Source organism: Thalassotalea sp. ND16A (assembly GCF_000764205.1).
GTDB lineage: Bacteria > Pseudomonadota > Gammaproteobacteria > Enterobacterales > Alteromonadaceae > Thalassotalea_A.
Window position 1 is genome coordinate 21,989 of record NZ_JQDZ01000104.1, and the last position, 24,797, is coordinate 46,785.

The following is a 24,797-nucleotide window of genomic DNA, read 5'->3' on the forward strand; positions in this document are numbered from 1 at the left end:
TTTCATGGAACATTATTTAAGTTTATTCATAAAAACAATTTTCATTGAGAACATCGCCCTTAGTTTCTTCCTTGGGATGTGTACATTCCTTGCGGTTTCAAAGAAAGTAAGCACAGCAATGGGTCTTGGTGTTGCAGTCATTGTGGTTTTAGGTATTGCGGTACCAGCTAACCAAATTATTTATCAAGCGATCTTAGCACCGGGTGCATTAGATAGCATGATGGGTATTACTGACCCAACAAAATCTATTGATTTAAGTTTCCTTTCTTTTATTACCTTTATCGGTGTTATTGCCGCTCTGGTACAAATTTTAGAAATGGTTCTCGATAAGTTCTTCCCAGCTTTGTATCAAGCCTTAGGTATCTTCTTACCGCTTATTACCGTTAACTGTGCAATTTTTGGTGCCGTATCTTTTATGGTAGCGAAAAACCTAACATTAGGTGAGTCAGTGGTTTACGGTATTGGTTCAGGTGTTGGTTGGGCGTTAGCGATTGTTTTACTTGCGGGTCTCCGTGAGAAAATGAAGTACTCTGACGTACCAGAAGGTTTGAAAGGTTTAGGTATTACGTTTATTACCGCAGGATTGATGGCATTTGGCTTTCTCTCTTTCGGTGGTATCTCGTTATAAAGTTAATGCTGGTTAGAAGCTTGGCTTCTAACCAAAGAGTTTAAAGGAAAACACTATGCAAGAAATTATTCTAGGCGTAGGCATGTTCACCGCAATTGTAGTTGCTTTGGTATTGGTAATTTTATTTGCTAAATCTAAGTTAGTTGCAGAAGGTGACGTGACAATTTCAATTAACGGCGATCCAGACAAAGCCGTTACTACTGCCGCTGGCGGTAAACTACTTGGCGCATTAGCTGACCAAGGTATTTTCATTCCATCTGCCTGTGGTGGCGGTGGTACTTGTGGCCAGTGTCGTGTAGATGTACATTCAGGTGGTGGTGATATTCTGCCAACTGAATTAGGACACATCACTAAGCGTGAAGCGAAAGAAGGCTGTCGTTTAGCGTGTCAAGTTGCTGTTAAACAAGACATGGAAATTGAAGTAGAAGACGAGATCTTCGGTGTTCAACAATGGGAGTGTGAAGTTATCTCTAACGATAACAAAGCAACGTTCATTAAAGAACTTAAGCTACAAATTCCAAATGGTGAATCAGTGCCGTTTAAAGCCGGTGGTTACATTCAAATTGAAGCACCAGCGCATCACGTTAAATACTCAGATTTCGATATCGATGAACAATATCGTGGCGACTGGAACCACTTTGGTTTCTTCGAGGTAGAATCTAAAGTTGATGAGCCAACATTACGTGCTTACTCAATGGCGAACTACCCGGAAGAAGAAGGCATTATCATGCTGAACGTGCGTATCGCTACGCCGCCCCCAGGACGTTTACATTTACCTGCGGGTAAAATGTCATCATTTATCTTCGGCTTAAAAGCTGGCGATAAAGTGACGATTTCAGGACCATTTGGTGAGTTCTTCGCCAAAGAAACTGAAAACGAGATGGTATTTATCGGTGGTGGTGCTGGTATGGCGCCAATGCGTTCTCACATTTTCGATCAGCTTAAGCGTCTTAAATCAAAACGTAAGATGAGCTTCTGGTACGGTGCACGTTCGAAACGTGAAATGTTCTATGAAGACGATTACAACGGTTTAGCGTCAGAAAATGATAACTTCGACTGGCATGTGGCATTATCGGATCCACAATCAGAAGATAACTGGGATGGAATGACAGGTTTCATTCATAATGTACTTTATGAAAACTACCTGAAAGATCACGACGCGCCAGAAGATTGTGAGTTCTATATGTGTGGTCCGCCAATGATGAACGCGGCAGTTATCGGTATGCTTAAAGATTTAGGCGTAGAAGATGAAAACATCATGCTTGATGACTTTGGTGGATAAGCCATAGTTTTCGAAGCTAACAAAATAGAGCGCTTACGGCGCTCTTTTTTTTGCTTCGAAAAAGGGTACGAGGTAGGGGTACAAGGTACAGGCTGATAGCGCATTACTCATAGAACTATATAAATATTCTAATATCAACTTTGATTGATAACGTGTTGCTCTTCAGAAACGAAAAACGAAGAGCTAGCCATTGTCCTATGCAGGTTTTGAATTTAGGAGGTCCCGTTCAAAAGCGTAACGGGATGACGTGGTGTAAGTAAAACAAAATATCTGATTATCATATGCTTAGAAAAAATACTCCGTCATTCCGACGAATGTCGGAACCCCCATAATTGACAGCGAGCGCTTATATTTTTAATTACTTGCTCTAACCTGCACAAAAAAAGCCCCAAGTAAGTGTTGCAAAACTAACTTGGGGCCTCAACAATGCTGCTTGTACCTTGTACCTTGTACCTTGTACCTTGTACCTTGTACCTTGTACCTTGTACCTTGTACCTTGTACCTTGCTCCTACGGATGCAAGTGAAACACGTCCCAACCCTCATCCTGTTTCTCGAAACATATTCTGTCGTGCAAGCGGCTGGCTCGGCCTTGCCAAAACTCGATATAACTAGGCTCAACCCGATAGCCACCCCAAAATTCAGGTAGTGGTACTTGCTTATCGGCAAACTCGGTTTTGTATTGTTGCTCTCTATCTTTTAATTCGTCTGAATGAGACAGTTTTTCACTTTGCCTGGAAGCCCAGGCGCCAATCTGGCTACCTCTGTCCCGGCTATGAAAATATTGCTCTGATTGTGCTTGTGAGGTACGCTTTACCACGCCTTCAATGCGAATTTGACGTTGCAATACGCCCCAATGGAACAGCAGCGCTACTTTGTCGTTTTCTTGCAGTTCCTGACTCTTCCGGCTGCCATAATTGGTGTAAAACACAAAGCCAGTGTCATCGAAAGATTTCAACAACACCATTCTTGACGATGGCTGGCCATCAGCACTGCAACTGCTCACTGACATTGCTTCCGCTAACAAAATTCCCGATTTATTGGCATCATCAAACCAGGCTTGAAACAATTCAAACGGCGATTTACTTTCAGGTATTACTGGCAAAGGCAAAGCAACGCCTTGACCAAAAGTGAATAAACAACGGAATTTTTCTAAGAGAGTCATCAGCTTTTTCTGGTGATTATAAATTAGCGAAAATTGTAACAGTTAACCTTTGCCTGCGAAACACTAATAAAGCTTAGCATCAAGTTAATATTGGCCATAATATAGGCCTAATAGCTGGATGAAAAAATCAATTCTTAACCTCAGTGGTATGATTGTTAACGAGAATTTAATAATTACTAACAATTTGATGTTTGTAATGTACCTAAACAATTGGTTACTCTAGTATCAGCAAATAATAATCCATTTGATTATTTCAACACGACAAACAAACGCAAAATTTTACTTTTTAAGCTTTACTTAGCTAAGTGAAAGCTGGCAATCAATATTTCAATAACGAAAGGTTCACTAATGAAATTTTTAAAACCTACCCTGATCGGTATTTCTGTTTCTATGGCATTAAGCTTAACGGGCTGTGCAACCTCGCCAACGGCCCAAACATCGCCAGATGTTGAGGCGTCTCCAGCAGCAAAACAACCACAAAGTACCGCATTAACTTACGTGCGTACCGTTGAAGGTATTGCAGAGTATAGGTTAGCAAACGGTTTAAAAGTATTGCTTTACCCTGATGCTTCGCAACCGAAAACCCTGGTAAATATCACCTATAAAGTGGGTTCTAAACACGAAAATTATGGTGAAACCGGGATGGCACACTTACTTGAACACATGTTGTTCAAAGGCTCAACAAGCTATCAGGAAATTGACAAAGAATTTAAAAAACGCGGTATGGGTAAAAACGCCTCTACCTGGACTGACCGTACCAACTATTTTGAAACCTTCGATGCCAACGAAGATAGCCTTGAATGGGCGATAGGTATGGAAGCAGATCGTATGGTCAATGCCACGTTTACCGAAGAACAGCTTAAAAGTGAAATGACCGTAGTTCGCAATGAAATGGAAAAAGGTGAAACCAGTCCATTCCGGATGTTAATCGGGCGGATGACGTCCATGGCTTTTTTATGGCATAACTATGGAAAAAGCACCATTGGCGCACGCTCAGACGTAGAAAACTTCCCGTTTTATCGTTTACGTGAATTTTACAAAAAGCATTATCGCCCGGATAATGCGGTATTAATTATTGCCGGTCGCTTTGATAAAGACAAAACCATGGCCCTGGTGGAGCAAAAATTTGGCAGCATAGCGAAACCAAGCGTAGCGAAAGAACCGCTGTATACGGTTGAGCCAACCCAAGACGGCGAACGCAGTGTTTATATTCGTCGTGTTGGTGACTTGCCCTATGTGGGCTTGTCTTATCACGCACCATCGGCATTGCATCAAGATGCGGCTTCACTGTCGATATTGAATGAAATATTAGGTGATGACACCCGTGGTCGTATGCAAAAAGAACTGGTGGAAACTGGCATTGCCACCAGTGCCTCAAATTTCATGTTTCCGTTTGAAGACAGCTCGCAATTTCTATTTTTTTTACAGGGCAGCAAAGACTCTGATATTGGCGAGTTAGAAAGCAAGTTAATTGCCCTTGCCGAAAATTTGCATGCTACACCTATCACCCAGGACGAAATTGATTTTGCCCAAGCGAAACTCGCTCGCCAAACGGAGCAAGCGATGCGCAGTGTCACCGGTGTTGGTATGCAATTGTCTGAATACATTGCCATGGGCGATTACCGTCAAGCATTTTATTCCCGCGATCAAATTGAACAGGTTACCCTGGAGCAAGTGCAAGCGGTAGCGGATAAATACTTAATCCCAAGTAACCGTACTTCCGGGCGTTTCATTCCAACGGAAAAGCCGCAGCGGGCTGAAATTCCGAAAAAACCGAATTTAGATGAGTTACTAAAAGATTACACCGGCAAAGCAGTGATTGCTGCCGGTGAGGTGTATGACAATACGGTACCTAACATTAAACAGCGCCTGGTTAACATTAACTGGCAAGAGGGTACGACAGTTAGCGTTTACCCGAAAATCTTGCGTGGTGAGCAAATTATTATTTCCATGCACTTCCCTAGTGGCACCGCGCAAACATTGGCGGGTCAGGGCAATGTTATGGGCTTTATTGGTGGCATGCTCAAACAAGGTAATCAAAATTACAGTAAAGAAGAGATTGCCGCTAAGCTTGATCAATTAAAAAGCTCTATTTCAATTTCAACCTCGGCGGGCGCGACCGATGTGTCGATTAATACCGACAAGACAAACCTGGCTCAAACCGTTAAATTTTTGGGTGAATTAATGAGCACTCCAACCTTCCCTGAAAGTGAACTGGATGTACTAAAACGCGGCTCCGTTGCCGGTATTGAGCAACAGCGTACCGACCCTAGCTCGATTGCGGTTAACAGTTTCAGAAAATCGTTATACAACTACCCGCAAGGCCACCCAAAAGCTTACGTCAGCTTAGAAGACAAAATCACCGCGATCAACAAAATCACCACGAAGGAGTTGGCGGCGCTTTATCACAGCCATACCAATATCAACAATGGTTATATTGCCGTAGTTGGCGATGTAAACGCAGAACAAATTTCCCAGCAATTGCATGCGGTGTTAGCAAGTTTTGTCAACGATACGCCGTATCAGCGTATGCAAGCGAGTTTCAAAGATCGCCAGGGACTGATGGTAAGTAGTGAAACTCCCGATAAAGCCAATGCCCAAGTTTACTTTATTAATGCTATCAACATGCAGGTGACTCATCCAGATTATCCGGCGTTAGCAATGGCGAGCAAAATATTTGGTGGCGATACTTTCACCTCTCGGGTTGGCGCCCGAATTCGGGTGAAAGAAGGGTACAGTTACACCGTTGGTGCCGGCCTCAATGTTAATACCCTCGACCAGCAAGGTTTATCGTTAGGTTGGGCCATTTCGGCACCGGAGAATGTTGACAATGTTATTGCCGCATATCGGGAAGAGATGCAGAAAGTGGCTGATGATGGCTTTACGGCAGAAGAGTTAGATCAAGCGGTAAAAGGCTTTGTTAGTGACCGTAACCGCCAATGGGCAGATGATGGTACGATTGCCAGTATTTTGGTGAAGTCGGCCAAACTTGATCAGGACTTATCGTTTTATGATGAACAAATCACTGCCGTACAAAAATTAACGGTACGCGAGGTTAATGCCGCATTTAACAAGCACATTGCCAGTTTAGAGTTGAATGTATTTAAAGCCGGTGATTTTGCCAGCGTGGCCAAATAACTCCGGGGTGAATTAACTTAGAATTGCCAAGGACGATTTGAATGCTGTTTTGCTCGGGGAAGAGCTATATGCAGAATTTCCATGGATGGATAAAATTCTGTTTTGCTCAGGGAAGAGCGATATGCAGAATTTCCATACAATTCTTTAACCATTAAAAATGATCAGATATTTAATCAACTTGGTATTAAGGTTATTTATTAACGATAATACTCATATTCCTTACGATTGAAGCATTGTTTTCTTTAACGCTATTTTCTGCGATAACTCTGGTTTTGTACTCAGAATTATGCAACCAGCGATCTAACTCAGATACCGGTAAAGGCCTGCAGATAAAGAAGCCTTGGGCTGTCTCGCAGTTATTTTTGACTAACCAATCCAAGGTTTTTTTATCTTCTACCCCTTCAGCAACCACACTTAATCCTAATTGATGGGATAATTGAATGGTGGAACTGACAATCAGTTGATCTTCTGGCTGCAGAGTTAAATGTTGAATGAAACATCGATCAATTTTCAGTTCTTGTACCGGTAAATTTTTCAATTGCGCCAACGAAGAGTAGCCCGTCCCGTAATCATCAATGGATAAATAAATTCCGTGTTTTCGCAATAGTGAAATATTTTCAATTGCCTTAGAGTTATGATCAACAAATGCGTCTTCGGTTATCTCAAAACAAAAACCTTTATAAAGCTCATTGCTGCCACAAAGCTTGTTGATAAGTTGCTGACAAAAATCATCATCGAGCAGGTTTTCAGGGGAGATATTGACCGAAATATTAATGTCGATGCCACTCTCCTGCCAAACAAAATACTGTTCAATGGCTTTGTTGATCACCCAATTACTTAATGCGGTCATCTGTCCTGTTTGATCAACAATTTGAATAAAGGCATCGGGCGCAATTAAGCCATTCACCGGATGAACCCAACGAACTAAAGCCTCAACTTCTTCAATGGTATTGTTTTTCAGATTCAACTTCGGCTGATAATAAAGCGTAAATTCATCATTTTCAATGGCACTCTTCAACCGGTTAACCAATTGTAATCGATCAAGAGTATTTAAATCTATCTGCGGATCGTAAAGTTGGAACAGCAAATTTTTGCGCTTGGCTATTTGCATTGCTGCGTCCACTTCTTTTAATAACTGATTGCTTTGTGCCCAACCGCTGCTGTAGGTAACACCTATGTTCACTTGCAAGTGAATGGCAATATTTTGATAACTAAAATTTGGCTCAATTACGGCATTTATTTCTTGAATACAGTCTTTCGCGTCTTCCACCATTTTATGGTCTAAGCGCAATAAGAAGCCATTTCCCGAGGTATGATATAAAGGCAATTCAAGAGTTTGTAAGCGATTGCCGATTTCTTGAATCACTTCATCGCCTACGTCATGCCCTAAAGTATCATTGATATCGGATAACCGTCTTACATTCAATTGACATAATAAGTAGGGATTGGCAATGGCATGCATTTCTCGTTGAAATTGGTTACGGTTCGGTAACCCAGTCAAACTGTCTGAAAACGCTTGTTGGATAATTTCTTTTTCGCGCGATTCTATCGCGTCTTGCATTTCGCCAAACTGCTCAGCTAACTGATTTAACTCATAGGTTTTACCTACAAAAATTTCGCTTTGGTAATTACCTTTGGCAATGTCTTTGGTTAATTTAACCAAACGTCTTACCGGCTCGGTAACGCCACTGGCGATAATAAATGCACCTATCAAGGATATCGCCAAGGTAACCGAAATCAAAATTACCAGATTAAGAGAGTCTTCGATAATTGCCGCCACTAAAGATGATCGCAACTGAAATGCAGTGGCAATAAGCTGGTTGCCATTAACGTCGCCTAATGGGTAGTTTACGGCGATGAAGTCTTCTTCATTAAAAGCTTTGTTAGGGGAGAATTGCTTGCTATCAGCGGCTTTATTTATTGAAACCCATTGCCATTGATCAGCAGTCTCTAAACCAAAGCCGACATTAAAATTAGTTAAGGTCGCTAAGTCTTCCGCCAATTTGTTATTGAGTGAATAACCCAAACCGATATAACCAATACTCTTATGGTCATTAACCACCGGCGTGATCACCAGTTGATAGATTTCATTGTTGTAATGATAGAAGGATTGGCTGAGTCCCTCGGTAAGCCAGGACGGATGCTTAAACCGATCGCCAATTTGGTTTCCGGTATACACCCTTTTTATTTCTTTATTACTGTCTTTTACCAAGAGTTCACCGATGATCTCTGTATTTAAATTAAAAACAAGGGCAATATCGGCATCTATACGCTTACGGTGGTTGTTTAATATGAGTGATAAATCTGGATCATTGGCTAATATACCATGGGCTAATTCACTATCGGTTGCGGCGATTTCAACAAACGCACTGAGGTAATATTTACGAGTTTTGAGTTCACCTTTGAGTTGGGTTTCCGCTTGCGTGATGAGTGCGGTGAGTTGTTGCTTTTCCGTACGTTTGTTGGCGTAATAGGAATTAAAAAAAGAAACGGTTTGTACCACAATCAGCAACAAAATAAAGAAGAAAAATATCCGATTTCTTAAACTACTAAATTTCGATTCCACGGCGCGATTCCTTTAAAACATTACTTTTTACACAATTCCTCTAATCCATTGTTGCGTGCAAGCAATATTTTACAATTTTTTTTTATTACCTTTAACCATGGCAAACATTTTTCATTTGAGCAAATTTTGTTGGATGAAATTTAAGCAAAATTAGATGTTTGCGAATATCGGCAATGGCTGTTGCAATATTTCAAATGGCACAGCATGGCTGCAGTAAATTTGAATAATGTTAATACCATGTGAATTACGATATAATCCCCTGGTTCAAGGAATAAACAAAAGCCCAATGACGGGATCTGATAATAAATACTATGTCAATCTTGGGGTCTTACATTGCTTTCGTATTATAAGTTGTTGTTTTTATTGATAGCTTTCGCTTTAAGTTTTTTTCCTTACGCGCATTTTACGCCAATTTTTTCATCATCCTTAAACGGTACTATTCCCATTCCTATGGCTATTCTGCAGCTAATTAGTCTGGGCTTTGCTGTGCTGAGTTATTTAAAAACCAACTCTCGCTCGTTAAAGTTGTTCTGGCAATTTATTGCTTTTGCTGTACTTGGCGCATTGACATTTGAAGTGGTGTTGCTGGCAGGAACTGGCTTGTCTCAGCAGTTATTAACCGATTTCTTTTCCTTGTTGTGCTATTTTTTCATTATATTGGCTATTGAAACCAACCCGCACTTAAGCGATACGCCACTGAATAAATATATTAGCGGCAGGGTTCCGGCAGTATTTTTCATCGTAGTTTGCTTTTGTTATTTTGTCTTATTACCGGTAGAGTTTGCCGAAAGCACAGAGCAAGTTTATTCGCCTTCTGCATTTTTTCATCTCGCTATCAGCTTACTTATTTTTATTCGCTTAGGTATTTGCAGCATTTATTGCCAGGGCCGATTTTGGATCTCGCTCTACAGCTTGTTGTCTATTGCCGCTTTATTGATCCTGGTGAATAAGTTGAGTGTATTTTTCCCGAATGAATTGAGTGCTGAATTCCAGCAGAGTTACTTTGCCGGACTTGTTCAGCTGGTGCCATATTTCACGGTAACGTTTGCGGCTTGTATTACCTTAAATCATGTGACTCCGCCAACGCCGGTTAAAAAACACACCTATCCGGAGCTTTATATTCTCCTGTTGGTCATTGGCCTGGTGGTGATCCACGTCGTTGGCTTAGAGTTACAATTAAGTTATATCACTCATTCTTATCTGCAATCGTTAGTCATCGCTTTTTGGTTGTTAACCGCGTTCACCTTGTTGTTGTTTATCACTCATAAAAAACGTGGCTTCTCGTTAAAACTAAAACGGCAAGTCGCTCAGCAAAGCGCTGAGCTGAATGAATATCAGCAAATAACTCAGCAATTAACGGATTCACTGCTAAATTCCGAAGATAAAGCGATAGTGAGCGCATCAAACAATGCGATTTTAACCGCGTCAATGTCGGGACAAATACTTTCCGCCAATCCGGCCGCGGTACAAATGTTGCAAAGTTTAGAGCACGAGCTGAAGGGAACTCCGGTGAGTGCCTTGTTCTCGGCGGATGAACAAATGCATTATTTTTTCGATTTTCAAAGTAATGTTTATGCGCTGCAACGAAAAGAGCAGGGCATCTCCGTGGAATGCCGGGCAAAGAGATGCGATGGTACCGATTTTCCGGTACAAGCGGAGCTGCAATGGGCGGAACGAGCAGAACAGCCGCTGATTGTTATCACCTTTATCAATTTAACTGCGCGCAAACTGGCAGAAACCAAAACCTTGGAATTAAAAGATAAATTTATTGCCAATATTTCTCATGAATTTAGAACGCCACTGACCATTATTAATGGCGTACTCGATCGTTATTTATTAAAACAACAAGCCGATAACGAGCATAAAGAGTTGCTTACCGCCAAACGTAATGGTTTGCGCCTGGTGAGAATGGTGGAACAATTACTCGAACTTTCCCGTTTAACCGATAACCCACAGTTGTCACTGGCAAGGTATCGACTTAGCACCATTATGGCCATGCCGAATGATTCCTTTGCCCGCCTGGCAAAGCAAAATAAGTTGACCTTTAGCGCCGATATTCCCGATCACCTATGGCTTGATTGCGATGCGCAGGCGTTTGAAAAAATACTCTTTAATTTGCTGGCCAATGCGATTAAATATACACCAGAAGGCGGCAGTATTCAGGTGAAGGCCTATAGTGAACAAGATACCATTATCCTCGATGTGATCGATAATGGCATTGGCATCAGCAGTGATTCGCAAAGCAAAATATTTGAACGCTTTCAGCGTGCCGATGACGATAAAAATAAAGCAATTTTCGGTGTTGGTATTGGTTTATCTTTGGTAAATGAGCTGGTTAAAGCCCATCAATGGCGAATAAATTTAGTGAGTGAGTATAGTCAGGGCAGTAAGTTTTCCCTGTCCATTCCACAGGCGAGTGCGAAAGAGATTGAAGCAGAAACGCCAAACAGTGTTTCAGAAAATGAGGTGTCGTCGTTACTGATTGAACAACAGCATCCGCTCAATCAACGAGTCGCGCACTCGCAAAAAGTGATTTTGGTGATTGAAGATAATGTCGACATGCAAAGCCACATCAAGCAGGTGATCGAACAAAAGCATCATTGTCTGCTGGCAATGAGTGGCGAGCTGGGCCTGACCCTGGCGCAGGAATACATTCCCGACTTGATTGTCTGCGACATTATGCTTACCGGCATTGATGGCTTTGCCGTATTAAAGCAGCTAAAAAGCAATGAATTAACCGCACACATCCCGGTGATATTACTGACAGCCCGATCCGATTTAGATTCTCGTTTGCAGGGCCTGAATTTGCAAGCCGATGAGTACCTGAGTAAACCATTTAATCAACAGGAACTGCTAACTCGCATCGCAAACCTGATTGAAAGTAGAAAACAATTGCAGCAATCTTACTTGCAAAAGTTTAAGCAAAGCGAAAAAACAGCACGCAAAGAAAACTGCGTAAACAAGGTGTCGTTGTTAACCGAAGACAGCACAGAAGCGCAATCTTTAGATGAGCTATTTCTTGAGAAACTGCAGGCGGCCGTTGCTAAAATGTATATGGAAATTGATTTGGGCATACAGCAACTTGCCAGTGAAATGGCGATGAGTGAGCGTCAATTACAACGCAAAATTAAAGTGTTGCTCGGTACCACTCCGAATAACTTCATCAAAGAATTCAGACTGACAAAAGCCCAGGAATTACTGAAAAATGGTACGCAAATAGGCATCATCGCCTTAGATGTTGGCTTTTCTTCACAAACTTATTTTGGCCGTTGTTTCAAAGAAACGTTCAATTGCACGCCGAAACAATACCAACAGGATTGTGTAAAAAACCAAAACATGAAGTAGCCCTATATTAAGCAAAGAATTATTGGCTTTGGTATTATACAGATTGGTATTACCCTTGTTTAAAGTCGATATGTTGTTTGATCATCAACAGGCTTGGTTGTTTTATCACTTGTAAGTAGTCGAATGGCTGCAGTTTCGGTGCACAAAAGCCTAACCAATTAAGTGACGGCTCTTTACTGACGATATTCAACCCCAGCTCTACCATCACGCTTACCTGATCCCAAGACAGATCCATGGGCTGTTCACGGTTAAACGGATAAAACGAATATGCCTGATTAACACTCTGTTGTGGCTCAAAAATACTGTCGAATCGACTGGCTAACCTTGCCGCCAGCTCACTGGCATTATTGTCTTTTTCAAAACCAATGATGGCAAAGGTATCCTCTGACCAACGGATCACCAAATCATCGGGGTTACGAGAGTAGAGTAATAAATCGGTTAAATTTACCAATTGACTGTTACTGATAGTGTCGGGCTTGGATGTCTGGATCATTAAGAGATACAGCCTTGGCAAAATACTGCGCTGTACCGGCAAAATATTTTGATGGATCTGGTTCATTAATTGACTGGTTTGTTCAATGTATATATCGAGGTAACGTCGGCTTTTTACCCCGGTTAACTTATCGACGGTTGCGGCCTTTTCCAATTGATTATTGGCGTGCTCCAGTTCAGTATTTTTTTGCGCATAATCTTTGGTTTTTTCGATAACCTGCTTTTTCAGCAATAGCTTTTGTTGTTGCTCGATCACTAATTTTCTGTTGATCAAACGGGTATAACTGAGCACGGCCAGGGCAATTAACACCACATATAAGACATAGGCCCACCAGGTATTCCAGGGTGCAGGATTGACCCTGATATCGATAGAGTAACCGGGCTCGCTCCAGACACTATCACTATTGCCGGCAATAATTTGCAAGGTGTAATTACCTGCCGGTAAATTGGTGTAGCTGGCACGTTGTAATTTTCCGGCATCTATCCATTCATCATCAAAGCCGAGTAAGCGGTATTTATAACGAGTTGATTCCGAATCGCTATAATTTAAGCCGACATATTCAAAGGCGATTAATTGATCGCTGTAGTTAAACGTTAGCGACTCTACATTGGATAACCCTTGCTTGAAGACCATAGGTTCATTGAGCTTAAAAATATTGGTAAGCCTGACAACGGGGGCGGGTTGGTCGGTTAATATGTTTTTTGGATCGACACTGGTAAACCCCTTGGCACTACCAAAATATAAGATATCATCGGCACCGCTAAATACTGCGCCGTGGTTGTATTCCAAGTCGACTAAACCATGGCGGGTATCGAAATGTTTAAAACTATTATGTTTTACTGAATAGCGCGATATGCCCTTGTTGGAGCTAAACCAAATATTGCCAGCAGAGTCTTGTGAAAAACCGTAAATTGTTTGATCTTTCAAGCCATCTTTTATATCAAAATATTGAAAAGCATAGTTTTCATCGACTATCTTGTCTCGGGTTAATAAGTTTAAGCCTGCAGCTTGCGTTCCGACCCATAAGTTGTTTGCCTGATCGAATAACATAACCCAGGCGATATCGCTGCTTAAGCTATTTTTAATGTTAGCGTTATGATGGATATGGGTGAATGTTTCAGTGCCGGGATTGAAGCGATTAATACCGCCATCATAAGTTGCTAACCAGATATCACCTTGCTCATCTTCGACTATTTGCAATATATGGTTGGTGCTTGGGCTTTTATTGGTCAACGGCAAGGTTGCTTCAAATCGTTTGAAACGACCATTTTTATCGAGCAAGTTCAGGCCCTTATGATAGGTAGAAACCCAAAGTCTGCCAGCGGTGTCTTTATGGATATCGGTAATGCTATTGGCCGAAATAGAATGGCTATTCTTACTGTCGTGACGATAATTTTTAGATTCGCCATTGGCCAAATTGATCTCGAACAAACCCGAAGATCTAGAGCCTAACCAAAGCCTGTCACCATCAATGAGCAGACTGGTTAAACGCAGTTTTTTATTGGCAAGGTTGAATTTAAAAGGGCTGATTTTATTATCTTCAACCGATAACTGATAAAGACCGTTGGCATAGGTGCTAAAGACAATATGGTTGCGGTCTAGTTGCGCGAAATCCATGATTAAGCTGCTGGCAATCTTTGGGTATTGTTGATCATTATACTGAGTAAATGTGGTCATGTGAGGATCCCAGCGACTGACCCCGGAAAATGTGCCGATCCAGATCATATTCATGTTATCTTCAAAAATCGTCAGTACAAAATCATTGGTTAAGCTGCGAGGATTGCTAATGGAATGATTAATATGGCTAAAGTTATCCTGGGCTTTGTCATATAGCACTATGCCTTTGTCGGTTGCCACCCAGATACGTCCAGTTGAGTCTTGATAAATAGACTCAATCGAGTTGCTCATCAGTGACGATTCAATTCCTTCTTCAAATTGGTAATGAACCACTTGGTCATGCTCTTGGGTAAGCTTAAATATACCACTTTCACTGGTACCTATCCAAATATTCTGCATGCTATCTTGATAGAGCACTTTAATTAATTTTTCAGACGCTGAGTCATTTTTATCGGCTCGGATCTTAACCGTTCGGATGAAATTTCCCTGTTGATCAAATACCGAAATACCGCCGCCGCCAGTACCAACCCAAACCAGACCATTTTCAGTTTGTAAAATGGTTTCAACGCTGTTATTTGATAAGCTATTGGGATTTCCCAACTCTTGTACGATATGTTTCACTTGCCATTCTTGGTCAGTACGAAACAGAATGTTTATGCCATTTTCAGTGCCAATCCAGAGGTTGCCTCGGTCATCTTCAATTAACGCATTTATATTATCGTTGGTTAAGCTCAACGGCTTTGTCTTTGAGGTGATCCGTTGGAAATTTTGCAAGTTTTCACGGTACAAATTTAGGCCGCCACCGCGAGTTGCCACCCAAATTTGTTTTTTACTGTCAACCAGTACGCGACTGATCACATCTGAACTTAATGAGCTAGTATCTCTGGTATCGTGATGAAAACTTAGAAATTGATGGCCATCATACCTATGTATGCCTTCTTGTGAACCAAACCAGATGAAACCTTCTTTATCCTGAGCAATGGTGCGAACGGCTTGATATGACAAAGGATGATCAGCGGTAAAGTTTTTAAAAGAATTAACATTTTGAGAAAAACAAGGACGACTTAGTAAGGGTAAGAGCAATACCAGGGTTAAAATGAATTTCATTCTAATGTGAGTTTCCTTTACCTATTGAAACGAATATTTGAATCTATCTGTTGCAATACAGCAATGCAATAAAAATGTGTTGGCGATGATGAGTTGTTAAGTTCAATGTTATCTTCAATCAGCCTTTAAGAGCAGGCTACTAATCCATTTGGTATTAGTAGCCTTTTACTTATTGTTACTGTTGTTCTACCCAGTTGTTTACTTTAATTTCTTCATTGCTATTGAAATCGACATTCGTTTTCCAAATTAATCTATCGACTTCTAAGTTGGTTTTCCAGATCAACCGGTCGACTTCTAGGCTAGTTTTCCAGATCAGCCTGTCGACGTTAAAACCCGTTTTCCAGATTAACCGGTCTATTTCAACATCGGTTAACGTGCTATCGCTAATGCCATCAGCATCGGAGCCGGTTATATCCCAGACATATTCTGCCCCGAGCCCTTCAATATAAAAATTACCGTCATCATTGATGCTGGCCGGGCCGGAATAGTGTTGCTCGCCGGCGAGATCTTGAGTGATGTCTAAATCCGTATTGGCACAATCAACCGCGGAACTGTTTAATGCATCCTTGACATTAACGACCCCGGCGCCTTGTTGAAACACACTATACGCCAATTCACCGCTCTCGGTTCGGGCAGTATGCGCACTCGCGATCAAGCGACATTTTACCTGATCAGGCGTTAAGGTTGGGTTATCGGTTAGCATCAGCGCGACTACGCCTGAAATTACCCCGGCGGCTTGTGAGGTACCTGACATTTCAAAATACCTGCCACCATCATGATATTCCGGGTGTTCGACTACGATTTGTGAGTCATAAGACATCAACCCCGATAAATGACCACCGGGTGCGAGTATTTCCGGCTTAACAAAACCTTCATAAGTTGGGCCCGCGGCACTAAAGGTGGCCAATTTATCATCGTAGCTGTCTGTCGAGGTGTAATTATCGGTCATCGCCCCTACGGTTATGATATAAGGTACATTGCCGGGTACGCCGATGGTCATTGGTTCAGGTCCGGTATTACCGGCAGAGGCAACCACGACAATGCCGCCTTGCCATGCTTTCATTACCGCCAGATTCAACGGGTCATCCCAGTAATTAGAACGTACCGGGCCGCTAAATGACATGTTTAATACTTTCAGGTTAATTCGATCTTTAACCTGTAAGGCCCAGTCGATGCCACGGATCACATCGGCGTAAGTGGCCTGGCCATTGGCATCAAATGCTTTGATGCCAACAAGAGCTGCATTGGGAGCTACACCGTATATTTTGCCATAAACATCATAGTCACTGTTGGCGGCAATGCTGGCAACATGAGTACCATGGCCACTGGCTTCATCGTCGTAATTACTGACCGAATTGTTAACCGCATCATAGGTACCCCAGGCTTTATCGCGACCATATAAATCGGTAGATAAACCGGATAATTGATCTAAGCCGGTGTCTAAAAAGCCGATGGTGACGTTGTCGCCAAAGTTGTTCGCTGCATGCGCAGAGGTGGCATCAATATACTCGGCTACCACAGCTTTAGGTTGCCATTTACGTTTGCCCCATGCTCTCCCGCCGGCAAGTTTTACCTGATAATTTTCGCTGACCTTAACCGCCACTTGCTGGCGTAATTGGCTTAATTGAGCTTCGTTTAAGTTAACCGCAACCGCATTAATAATGGCTAACTGATGGCTTGGAACTGCCGCAAGCCTTACTAGGGTTGATTGCAATAATTCATAATTACTGGCACTGATGATATAAGACTGAGTACTATTGGTAGGCTTGGCTACAAATACAGAATTGATAAGCCAGGCTGAAAGCCCAATAACGCCTAGCAATGTGAATGGTTTTATTATTCTACTTACTGATTTAAAAGACATTCTCTTCCCCTTTGTGCAACATACATAAAACTCATTTTAAAAACATAAGGGATAATATCTGCGGATTTATACTGCATTGTGTAACCAATATAAATTGCTAATTTGATATGTTAAAAAATCGTTATTATTCTAACTTTTATGCAACATATCGACAAAACACCCTGTATGTCAACATTAGCCGGGCTAACGTTAAATTTTTTTAATCATTTTCGTAAGGTTAAAACAACAATATCCAGCCGATAAAATCGGCCGGATATTAATCACGCGTTAATTAAAAACTAAAAGCTTACGGTTGAGTCCGCAGAACAGTTACTTGTACCTTGATCACATACTGAATAGGTGTAAGTGCCCGATGTTCTGAAACTGTCGGTGTAAGCGCCGTCATTGGTTGTAGTCGTTAATAAGCTACCGTTTTTGTAGATATCAACACTTGACGTACTCGCGCCAGACCAAGATAAATCTACTTTATTTTTGCCTTTAGCTCGGTAACCATTGGCTGTTAAAGAAATATCACCTACAGGTGGTTCAACTACAACACCACAACCATTGGCGGTTAAATAATCGCTTGCCGCTTTTGCTTTCACAATACCTGCGCCAAAGTAGACATCGTTACCGGCAGCGCCGGCATCTTCGGCGGTCGCTTTTAATGCTTCACGAATGTCAGTACCAGTACAACCGTTATGGTTAGACCAAACTAGGGCGGCGATACCTGATACCGCAGGTGTCGCCATTGATGTACCACTCATGAAACCATAATCCGAAGTACCAATGTTAATGTCTGCGGTTGTTGCGGCAATTAGCGCTGCTCTGTCTTCAAACGTGGCACCAACTGCTGGAATTGTGGTGGCGTTGGTCTCACCTAACGTGCCGTATAACATACCGGCTTCATTATTAATGATCATGGCGCCAATACCGCCAGAATTTTCACAGTTAAGCACTTTGTCGTGGAACGAAATAGCGCCACGGTCAATCACACAAATATTACCATTGGCACCGCCATCAGTAGTTTCTGCTGTGCCCATGTAGTAAGTATTGCCACTAACGCTACCTGAATTTTCCATCGCTGATGCCGCAAAGTATTGGCCATCGGCGCTCATAGAAGCACTCGTTGCCATGTCTGCCGGGTAGGTTGATAAGGTATCGACACCACCGGCGGTTACTTCAACACAAACCGTTTCATCGGTTACGGTTGTCGCATTTTTACCACGACCGGTAGTAACCGTACAGCTTGGGAATTGTGAGAAATCGGCAATGTTATTATCGCCGTCATTGGCACCAATCATCATTACTGACGGGTAACCGGCAGGGTATGAACGTACGCTGTTACCATCGTTACCGGCAGCAGCTACCACTAAACCACCCGCGGCAGTAAATGCTTTAAACGCATTCTCTTCAGTGCTATTGGCACCACCGCCACCTAAACTCATGCTAATGATGTTGGCACCTGCGGCCGTACACTTATCGGCAGCGTGGGCCAGGTCAGATGAATAACCCCAACCATCAGCATTGAATACTTTGATAATGTGCAAATCGGCACCTGGCGCCATACCAACAACACCTACGCTGTTGTCAGCTGCGGCAATAGTACCAGCAACGTGTGTGCCGTGAGGACCGCCATTTTCATCCCAGTTGCCAGTTCCTGAATCGTTATCACCGCTGATGTTATTCCAAACGAAATCAGAGTTTGAACGGTCTAAACCCGAATCGATAATACAAACCTTCATGCCGGCATTGCTATTAAAACTTAGTTGATCCGCTTGCGATTGGTATACCGCATATGGGGTGATTTGCATTGCTGATGGATCACCCGCATCATCGCTGTATACAGATAACGGCATACGGCGTTGATCTTCTTCAACCGCGTGAATATGTGGATTATTCATTAAGCCTTTTACTTGCTCTAAGTTTTTCCCTGAAAACGAGGCGGCGATAAAGCCATTGCCATCAACCTTCAGTTCAGCGCCTAATTTCTTGGCAAGAGCTTTCACTACACCTTTGTTATTATTGTCAACGCGCATAATGTAACGATCGTCTGCCGCTTGTGCGCTAAATACTGAAGTAACAGCTAGGGCAACAATGGATGTTGCAAATTTTGATATTTTCATAGTATGTAATTTCTCTTGGTTGTTTGAGCTTATTCTTTTTATATTAAGATTGTTTTATTCAGTCATTGTTATTCCGTGTGACTCTAGTGACCGCATCATTTCCTTGAATCTTGGTATGTCTCCATACTAGCAGCTGCCCAATTGACACCTAGCAAATTCACGACGACTTTTCGCACTGTCCCGACACCGACCTGTTAAGTGCTTTAAAAACAACTGGTTAGTGTTACGTTGTGAATTTGTCATGTCGTGTTTTTAATAGTCATTGTCAGCTTTTTGCTAGTTAATTGCTTGCTAACTAAGCATGCTGAAGGGGTTGGGAATTACCACCAGTTTCCGCTTTATCGATGCAATTTAGCCGATACGTTATTAATAATAAGAGAGATAAAATGAAAGCAAATAGATTAACGCCAAAGAGATTACTACTGAGCACGCTTGCTCTGTCGGTAATGACAGCAACAAGCATGACGCAAGCAAGTGAATTGAGAGAAGTTAGCCAAATAAATGAGCCAAGTGAGACGATCACTTTTGCTCAATGGCAAAGCAAACAGCAGCAACAGCGTTTAGATAAAACCGACCGACTAATTGTAAAATTTAAAGACAAGCATCAGGGGAAATCCATTCCACCAGGGTTGGCGAAAAAAGCCGGATTGGCGTTAAAGCATGAAAAAATCTTAAAAAATGGCCACCACATTATTTCATTTGGTCAGCAAAAAAATATGAAAGATGTGAAGGCGTTGATCAATAAATTGAAAAATCATAAGTCGATTGAATTTATCGAACCGGATCATAAGCGCTTTTTAATGGCACAAAACCAGCCATGGGGCATTAGCAATACTCAGTCTGACTTGCTCAGCGACAATGATGCCAGCAACATGACGGTTTGTATCATTGACTCGGGTTACCAACAAGATAACCCGGACTTAAGTGCCAACAATGCTACCGGTACCAACAATTCAGGCACCGGTAACTGGTATCAAAATGGCGGTTCACACGGAACTCATGTAGCCGGCACGATTGCGGCGGTAAATAATAGCGAAGGCGTAGTCGGTATTATGCCGAATACCAATGTAAACCTGCATATTGTCAAAGTGTTTAATGAATCTGGCTGGGGCTATACCGGTGAGCTTGTCGATGCGGTTGATACTTGTGTGAATAATGGCGCACAAGTTATCAACATGAGTTTAGGTGGTGCCGGTTCAAGTAATACCGAGAAAAATGCACTACAAGCTGCCGCTGACGCCGGTATTTTACTGGTTGCCGCATCAGGCAACGATGGCAATTCAACCATGTCATACCCGGCATCTTATGATGCGGTTATGGCCGTTGGCGCGGTCGATCAAAATGGTCAGCACGCAGAATTTTCACAATACACCAGCCAGGTTGAAATTGCAGCACCGGGGGAGGCGATACTATCCACCGTTGCTGGTGATGGCCGCCTGGGGTATATCACCATTGGTGGTACGACCTATGGTAACGATGAAGTGGTGCCGCAAACCCGTTATGTCCAAAGTGGCTCAAATTATGTGGTAACCAACGTTAATGGCAGCGCCAGTGGCGTGTTAGCAAGTTGTACTATCTCGGGCAGCAGTTATAGCTGTAGTAATGTTGCCGGTAACATCTGTTTGGCCGAACGTAATGATAATCAGGTAGGCAGTAATTACCCGGAAATCAACCCTGCCAAAGCCTGTACCGATGCTGGTGCCGCCGGGGTTATTGTTTACAGTGACAGTGCTCGTCCCGGGTTACAAAACCCTTTCTTGGTAGATGGCAGCAGTGACGTTAATGTGCCAACTGTATCCATTAACCGCTCTTTGGCCCAACAACTGCTTAGCCAGTTGGGCAGCAACGTTGAGCTAACGGTTAATGATGGCCAAAACTACGCTTATTACAACGGTACCTCGATGGCTACACCACATGTTACCGGTGTGGCGGCATTAGCATGGAGCAATAACCCAAGTTGTACTGCCGATGATGTTCGCAGTGCCCTTAAATCTACCGCCATTGACTTAGAAACGGCAGGCCGTGATGACAAAACGGGCTTTGGCTTGGCACAAGCCAAAGCCGCCTCAGATTTGTTAGCTGCAGGCTGTGGCACCACCACACCACCACCAACCGGCGGTAACGTACTTGAAAACGGCGTTGCCAAAACCAACCTTACGGCGAACAGTTCTGAAGAGCTGAGTTTTACCATTGAAGTTCCGGCTGGCTCAACCGATCTAAGCTTTGACATGTCTGGTGGTACCGGTGATGCCGATCTATACGTGAAATTTGGCTCCGCACCAACGAGCAGCAGTTACGATTGCCGACCTTATCAAAGTGGTAATAGTGAAAGCTGCCCAATCAATAACGTACAAACGGGCACCTACTACGTAAACGTTATTGCTTACTCGACGTTCTCGGGCGTTAGCTTAACGGCGAACTATACCGAAAGTTCAACCGGAGGCACCGGTGGTGCAACTGGCGGCTCTGCTACTGTGAGCGATATCAGTGTTGCTCGCAGAGCGTGGCAGTACTACACCATTGATGTGCCAGCAGGAATGGCAACATTAGATTTTACCATGAGTGGTGGTACCGGAGATGCTGATATGTACATCAAACAAGGCGCACAACCAAGTTCATCGAGCTACGATTGTCGCCCATATGAAAGTGGCAATAATGAATTTTGTTCATTCAACAACCCGGCAGCAACAACCTGGCATATCGGCATATATGGCTATAGAGCCGCAAGTGGAGTGAACTTGGATGTAAGCTATAATCCATAACTGTGCTGTGACCAGTTAAGCACAACAGTTAAGCGCTACAGTAAAGGGAAAATGGTTAACACTGTTTTCCCTTTTTACATGGTGATTTACTTAGCACTAAATAGATAAATAGCTAAACAAGCTTTTCCATTATCATCATCAAAATCCAGATGAAAAAGGGATTAGGAAAGCTGTTTCTTATTCAGTGGCTTAAAGTAGAACAGCAATAAAGGTAGCAGAGTTAAATTTGCCAGCAGCGCAACCATCATTGAAAAACCGGTCAACAGTCCAAAATAAATGGTAGGGAGAAAATTGGACAAGGTGAGTATCGAGAAACCTAAGGTGATGGTGATTGAGGTATAGTACATCGCCCGGCCAATGCTGGCATGAGCAATGAACATGGCTTTTAGGTAATCACCGCCTTTCTGATATTCCAGCTTAAATCGATGAACATAATGAATCGAGTCATCAACCGCAATACCGACACTAATTGCGGCGATGGTGATGGTCATGATATCAAGCGGCACATGGGCCCATCCCATAATGCCGAGCACCATCAGCGCAGAAACGAGATTTGGGATCAGGGTGATCAACGCCAATTTGAAATTTTTATACATCATCATGAACATTATCAAAATACAGAAAAACACTATGCCGAGAGTTTTTATCTGTGAGTTAAATAAGCTCTTCAGCATATTGTTGTATAACACCAGCATGCCTGAAAATTTAATTTGCTCAGGTTTTAAGCCAAACTTACTGGTTAGCCCCTGCTCAATTTCATTGAGCAACGCCGTACGTTTCAGTGATTTATCGCTTTCGAATAAGCGAATACTAAAGCGTATTTGATCGCCATCTTGCGATATGTAGGGCGTTAGAATTACGTCTTTTACCGATTCGGGTAATTTTGAATATAAAATCTCTAAGGTAAAATCATCATTTTTGCTTGCCGGTGAAACCTGATTAATTAATGCCATCCCCGATACCACCGACAGCACTTTACCCGTTTGCGGCAGGCTCTCTAAATAACTATGATATTTTTTGATGTTGGCAAGCATGTTAAGGTTAAACCAATAGCCGTTATAAGCATTGGCCGGTTGTTCTGCCGAAAACTCGGATAAATCGTCGTCGTCCAAACCAAGTTCCGCCATTAACTCGTCATCCTCTTCCGTTGCTGTATCTACCACTTCTAGTGGAATAATCGGGGCATCGATGATCACTTCCAATGGCGTGGTGCCACCGAGTTTTTGATCGATAAGCACCATGCCCTGGTAGATCTCGGTGGATTTTTTAAAATAATCAATAAAACGATTTTCAACGGTAAGTCGAGTTACACCAACAATGCTTAAGATGACGATAATAAGGTAGAATAATATGACTAGCCTGCCGTTGGCCAATAAATTATGGGCAAGCCAGAGGACAATGCGCTTGGTAAAGTTTTGTTGATTCACCGGCACCCCGGGTGAAAATTGCATCATCATCACCGGAAACAGGGTAAAAGCCATAATAAAAGCCAAAGTTATCCCTAAGCTCATCATCCAGCCAAACTCTATGACTGGCCGGATATCGCTCACCATGAGCGAACCGAAGGCAATGATGGTGGTAGTGGTGGTAAATAAACAGGGAATAAGTTTTTTTCTCAACGTGGTGGAGACCAGCACCAGTTGACTCGCTTGGGGGGTTTGCCAGTGTAATTCCTGATAGCGCACGATCAGATGAATGAGCAAAGAGAGGGTCAGGATCAACATTAGTGAAATGAAATTTGAAGATACCACCGTCACCGGCCAGTCGACCAGACCAAGAAAACCCACCATCGCAGCACCGGTAATGACACAAGTAATTAACGGTAACAACACCCACTTTAATCGACTAAAGGCGACCGCTAAGGTAATGATAATAAAAACGAAGACAATAATACCAAAACTCATTAGGTCGTGCCGGATAAAGGCAATGGAATCTGCCGTGATCATCGGCAAACCACCAAGGTGTAACTGACCAAATTGTTGATAATCACTCATTACCCGGCGCACGTTGTTAATCAGCTTGGCTTCTTTGTTTTGCAACTCCTTGGCATATGCTGAATAGGCATTGTTAATTGCTGTCAGCTGTCGTTGCTGTTCAGCACTGAGGTCTTGCTCTGCGGCCGTTACTTTTAACGAGTTTCTTTGCTTGGCCAGCTCTAACAAGGTGTGGTCTTGCTTGATGTTGAGTATTAATGCCACGGTTTGGCTGTCGGCACTGATCAATAAATTCCGATACAGCGGACTTGTCACTAACTCTTCCCGGGCTAACTTGGGCTCGGTGCCAGCGCTTAGCAGTGTTGGTGTTTGCTGTTGCAGTAATTGCAAAGAAATTGGCGGGCTGCTGACCAAGGGCACATTTAAAATACTGATGACGGTTGCTACGTCGGCTACGTCTTCGAGACGAGCAGACAACGAAATTAGCTGATCTAGAGTTTCCTTAGCGAATACCGGCTGGCTCGGACTAAACGTCATAATGAGATAATCATCAGAACCATACTGAGCTTTTATTTCTCGGTAAAACTGTAAACTGGCATCATTTTCGAGCACCAGAGTTTCGCTGGAGGCATCTAATCTAAAATTGCTTATATGGGCAGCAAAAAATAAACTGATGAGGATGATGACGGCAGTAACTAGCTTAGGTTTTGCCAGAATTTGCCGTTCATAAAAATCACCGAAGTTAAAAAACATAGCGATCCCTGGTTTTATTGAACATCAAACTTATAAACTC

At 42.6% G+C, this 24,797-nt stretch carries 11 protein-coding genes; 5 read left to right on the plus strand and 6 right to left on the minus strand.

Annotated elements, in window-relative coordinates; genetic code table 11:
* The first annotated feature begins 4 nt into the window (after window positions 1–4).
* Window positions 5–628 carry an NADH:ubiquinone reductase (Na(+)-transporting) subunit E gene (gene nqrE, locus ND16A_RS04580; protein ID WP_033078592.1) on the plus strand — a complete coding sequence of 208 codons (624 nt, stop codon included), beginning with the start codon at window positions 5–7 and terminating at the stop codon, window positions 626–628.
* Window positions 629–683: 55 nt separating this feature from the next.
* A complete protein-coding gene (nqrF, locus tag ND16A_RS04575) occupies window positions 684–1,910 on the plus strand; it encodes an NADH:ubiquinone reductase (Na(+)-transporting) subunit F (protein ID WP_033078593.1) in 1,227 nt (408 codons plus the stop codon).
* A 509-nt stretch (window positions 1,911–2,419) separates the two neighbouring features.
* Here the strand turns inward: nqrF and pdxH are convergent.
* Window positions 2,420–3,073: a pyridoxamine 5'-phosphate oxidase gene (pdxH, locus tag ND16A_RS04570; RefSeq protein WP_033078594.1), complete on the minus strand. Its 654-nt coding sequence runs from the start codon at window positions 3,071–3,073 to the stop codon at window positions 2,420–2,422.
* Between the two features lie 348 nt (window positions 3,074–3,421).
* On the opposite strand from pdxH, the gene ND16A_RS04565 reads away from it, so the two are divergent.
* Window positions 3,422–6,211, plus strand: coding sequence for a M16 family metallopeptidase (locus tag ND16A_RS04565; protein ID WP_033078595.1), 2,790 nt, complete (start codon window positions 3,422–3,424; stop codon window positions 6,209–6,211).
* 190 nt (window positions 6,212–6,401) lie between these two features.
* Here ND16A_RS04565 and ND16A_RS04560 read toward each other — a convergent pair whose 3' ends face one another.
* A complete protein-coding gene (locus ND16A_RS04560) occupies window positions 6,402–8,777 on the minus strand; it encodes a bifunctional diguanylate cyclase/phosphodiesterase (RefSeq protein WP_052073236.1) in 2,376 nt (791 codons plus the stop codon).
* Window positions 8,778–9,227: 450 nt separating this feature from the next.
* Here ND16A_RS04560 and ND16A_RS04555 point away from each other — a divergent pair, with 450 nt between their 5' ends.
* Entirely contained in the window at window positions 9,228–12,122 is a 2,895-nt protein-coding gene (locus ND16A_RS04555) for an ATP-binding protein (protein WP_081945646.1), read from the plus strand.
* A 49-nt stretch (window positions 12,123–12,171) separates the two neighbouring features.
* On the opposite strand, the gene ND16A_RS04550 is transcribed toward ND16A_RS04555, so the two are convergent.
* The 3 genes from ND16A_RS04550 to ND16A_RS04540 all read right to left on the minus strand — a co-directional run bounded on the left by ND16A_RS04550 (window position 12,172) and on the right by ND16A_RS04540 (window position 19,308).
* On the minus strand, window positions 12,172–15,339 hold the full coding sequence (locus tag ND16A_RS04550; RefSeq protein WP_033078596.1) for a ligand-binding sensor domain-containing protein: 3,168 nt from the start codon (window positions 15,337–15,339) through the stop codon (window positions 12,172–12,174).
* 175 nt (window positions 15,340–15,514) lie between these two features.
* Complete coding sequence (locus ND16A_RS04545; protein WP_033078597.1) at window positions 15,515–17,203, minus strand: S8 family peptidase; 1,689 nt, start codon at window positions 17,201–17,203, stop codon at window positions 15,515–15,517.
* Window positions 17,204–17,481: 278 nt separating this feature from the next.
* Complete coding sequence (locus ND16A_RS04540) at window positions 17,482–19,308, minus strand: S8 family serine peptidase (RefSeq protein ID WP_033078598.1); 1,827 nt, start codon at window positions 19,306–19,308, stop codon at window positions 17,482–17,484.
* A 386-nt stretch (window positions 19,309–19,694) separates the two neighbouring features.
* On the opposite strand from ND16A_RS04540, the gene ND16A_RS04535 reads away from it, so the two are divergent.
* Window positions 19,695–22,070: a S8 family serine peptidase gene (locus tag ND16A_RS04535; RefSeq protein ID WP_033078599.1), complete on the plus strand. Its 2,376-nt coding sequence runs from the start codon at window positions 19,695–19,697 to the stop codon at window positions 22,068–22,070.
* Between the two features lie 161 nt (window positions 22,071–22,231).
* Here ND16A_RS04535 and ND16A_RS04530 read toward each other — a convergent pair whose 3' ends face one another.
* On the minus strand, window positions 22,232–24,757 hold the full coding sequence (locus ND16A_RS04530; RefSeq protein ID WP_033078600.1) for an efflux RND transporter permease subunit: 2,526 nt from the start codon (window positions 24,755–24,757) through the stop codon (window positions 22,232–22,234).
* Window positions 24,758–24,797: the final 40 nt, after the last annotated feature.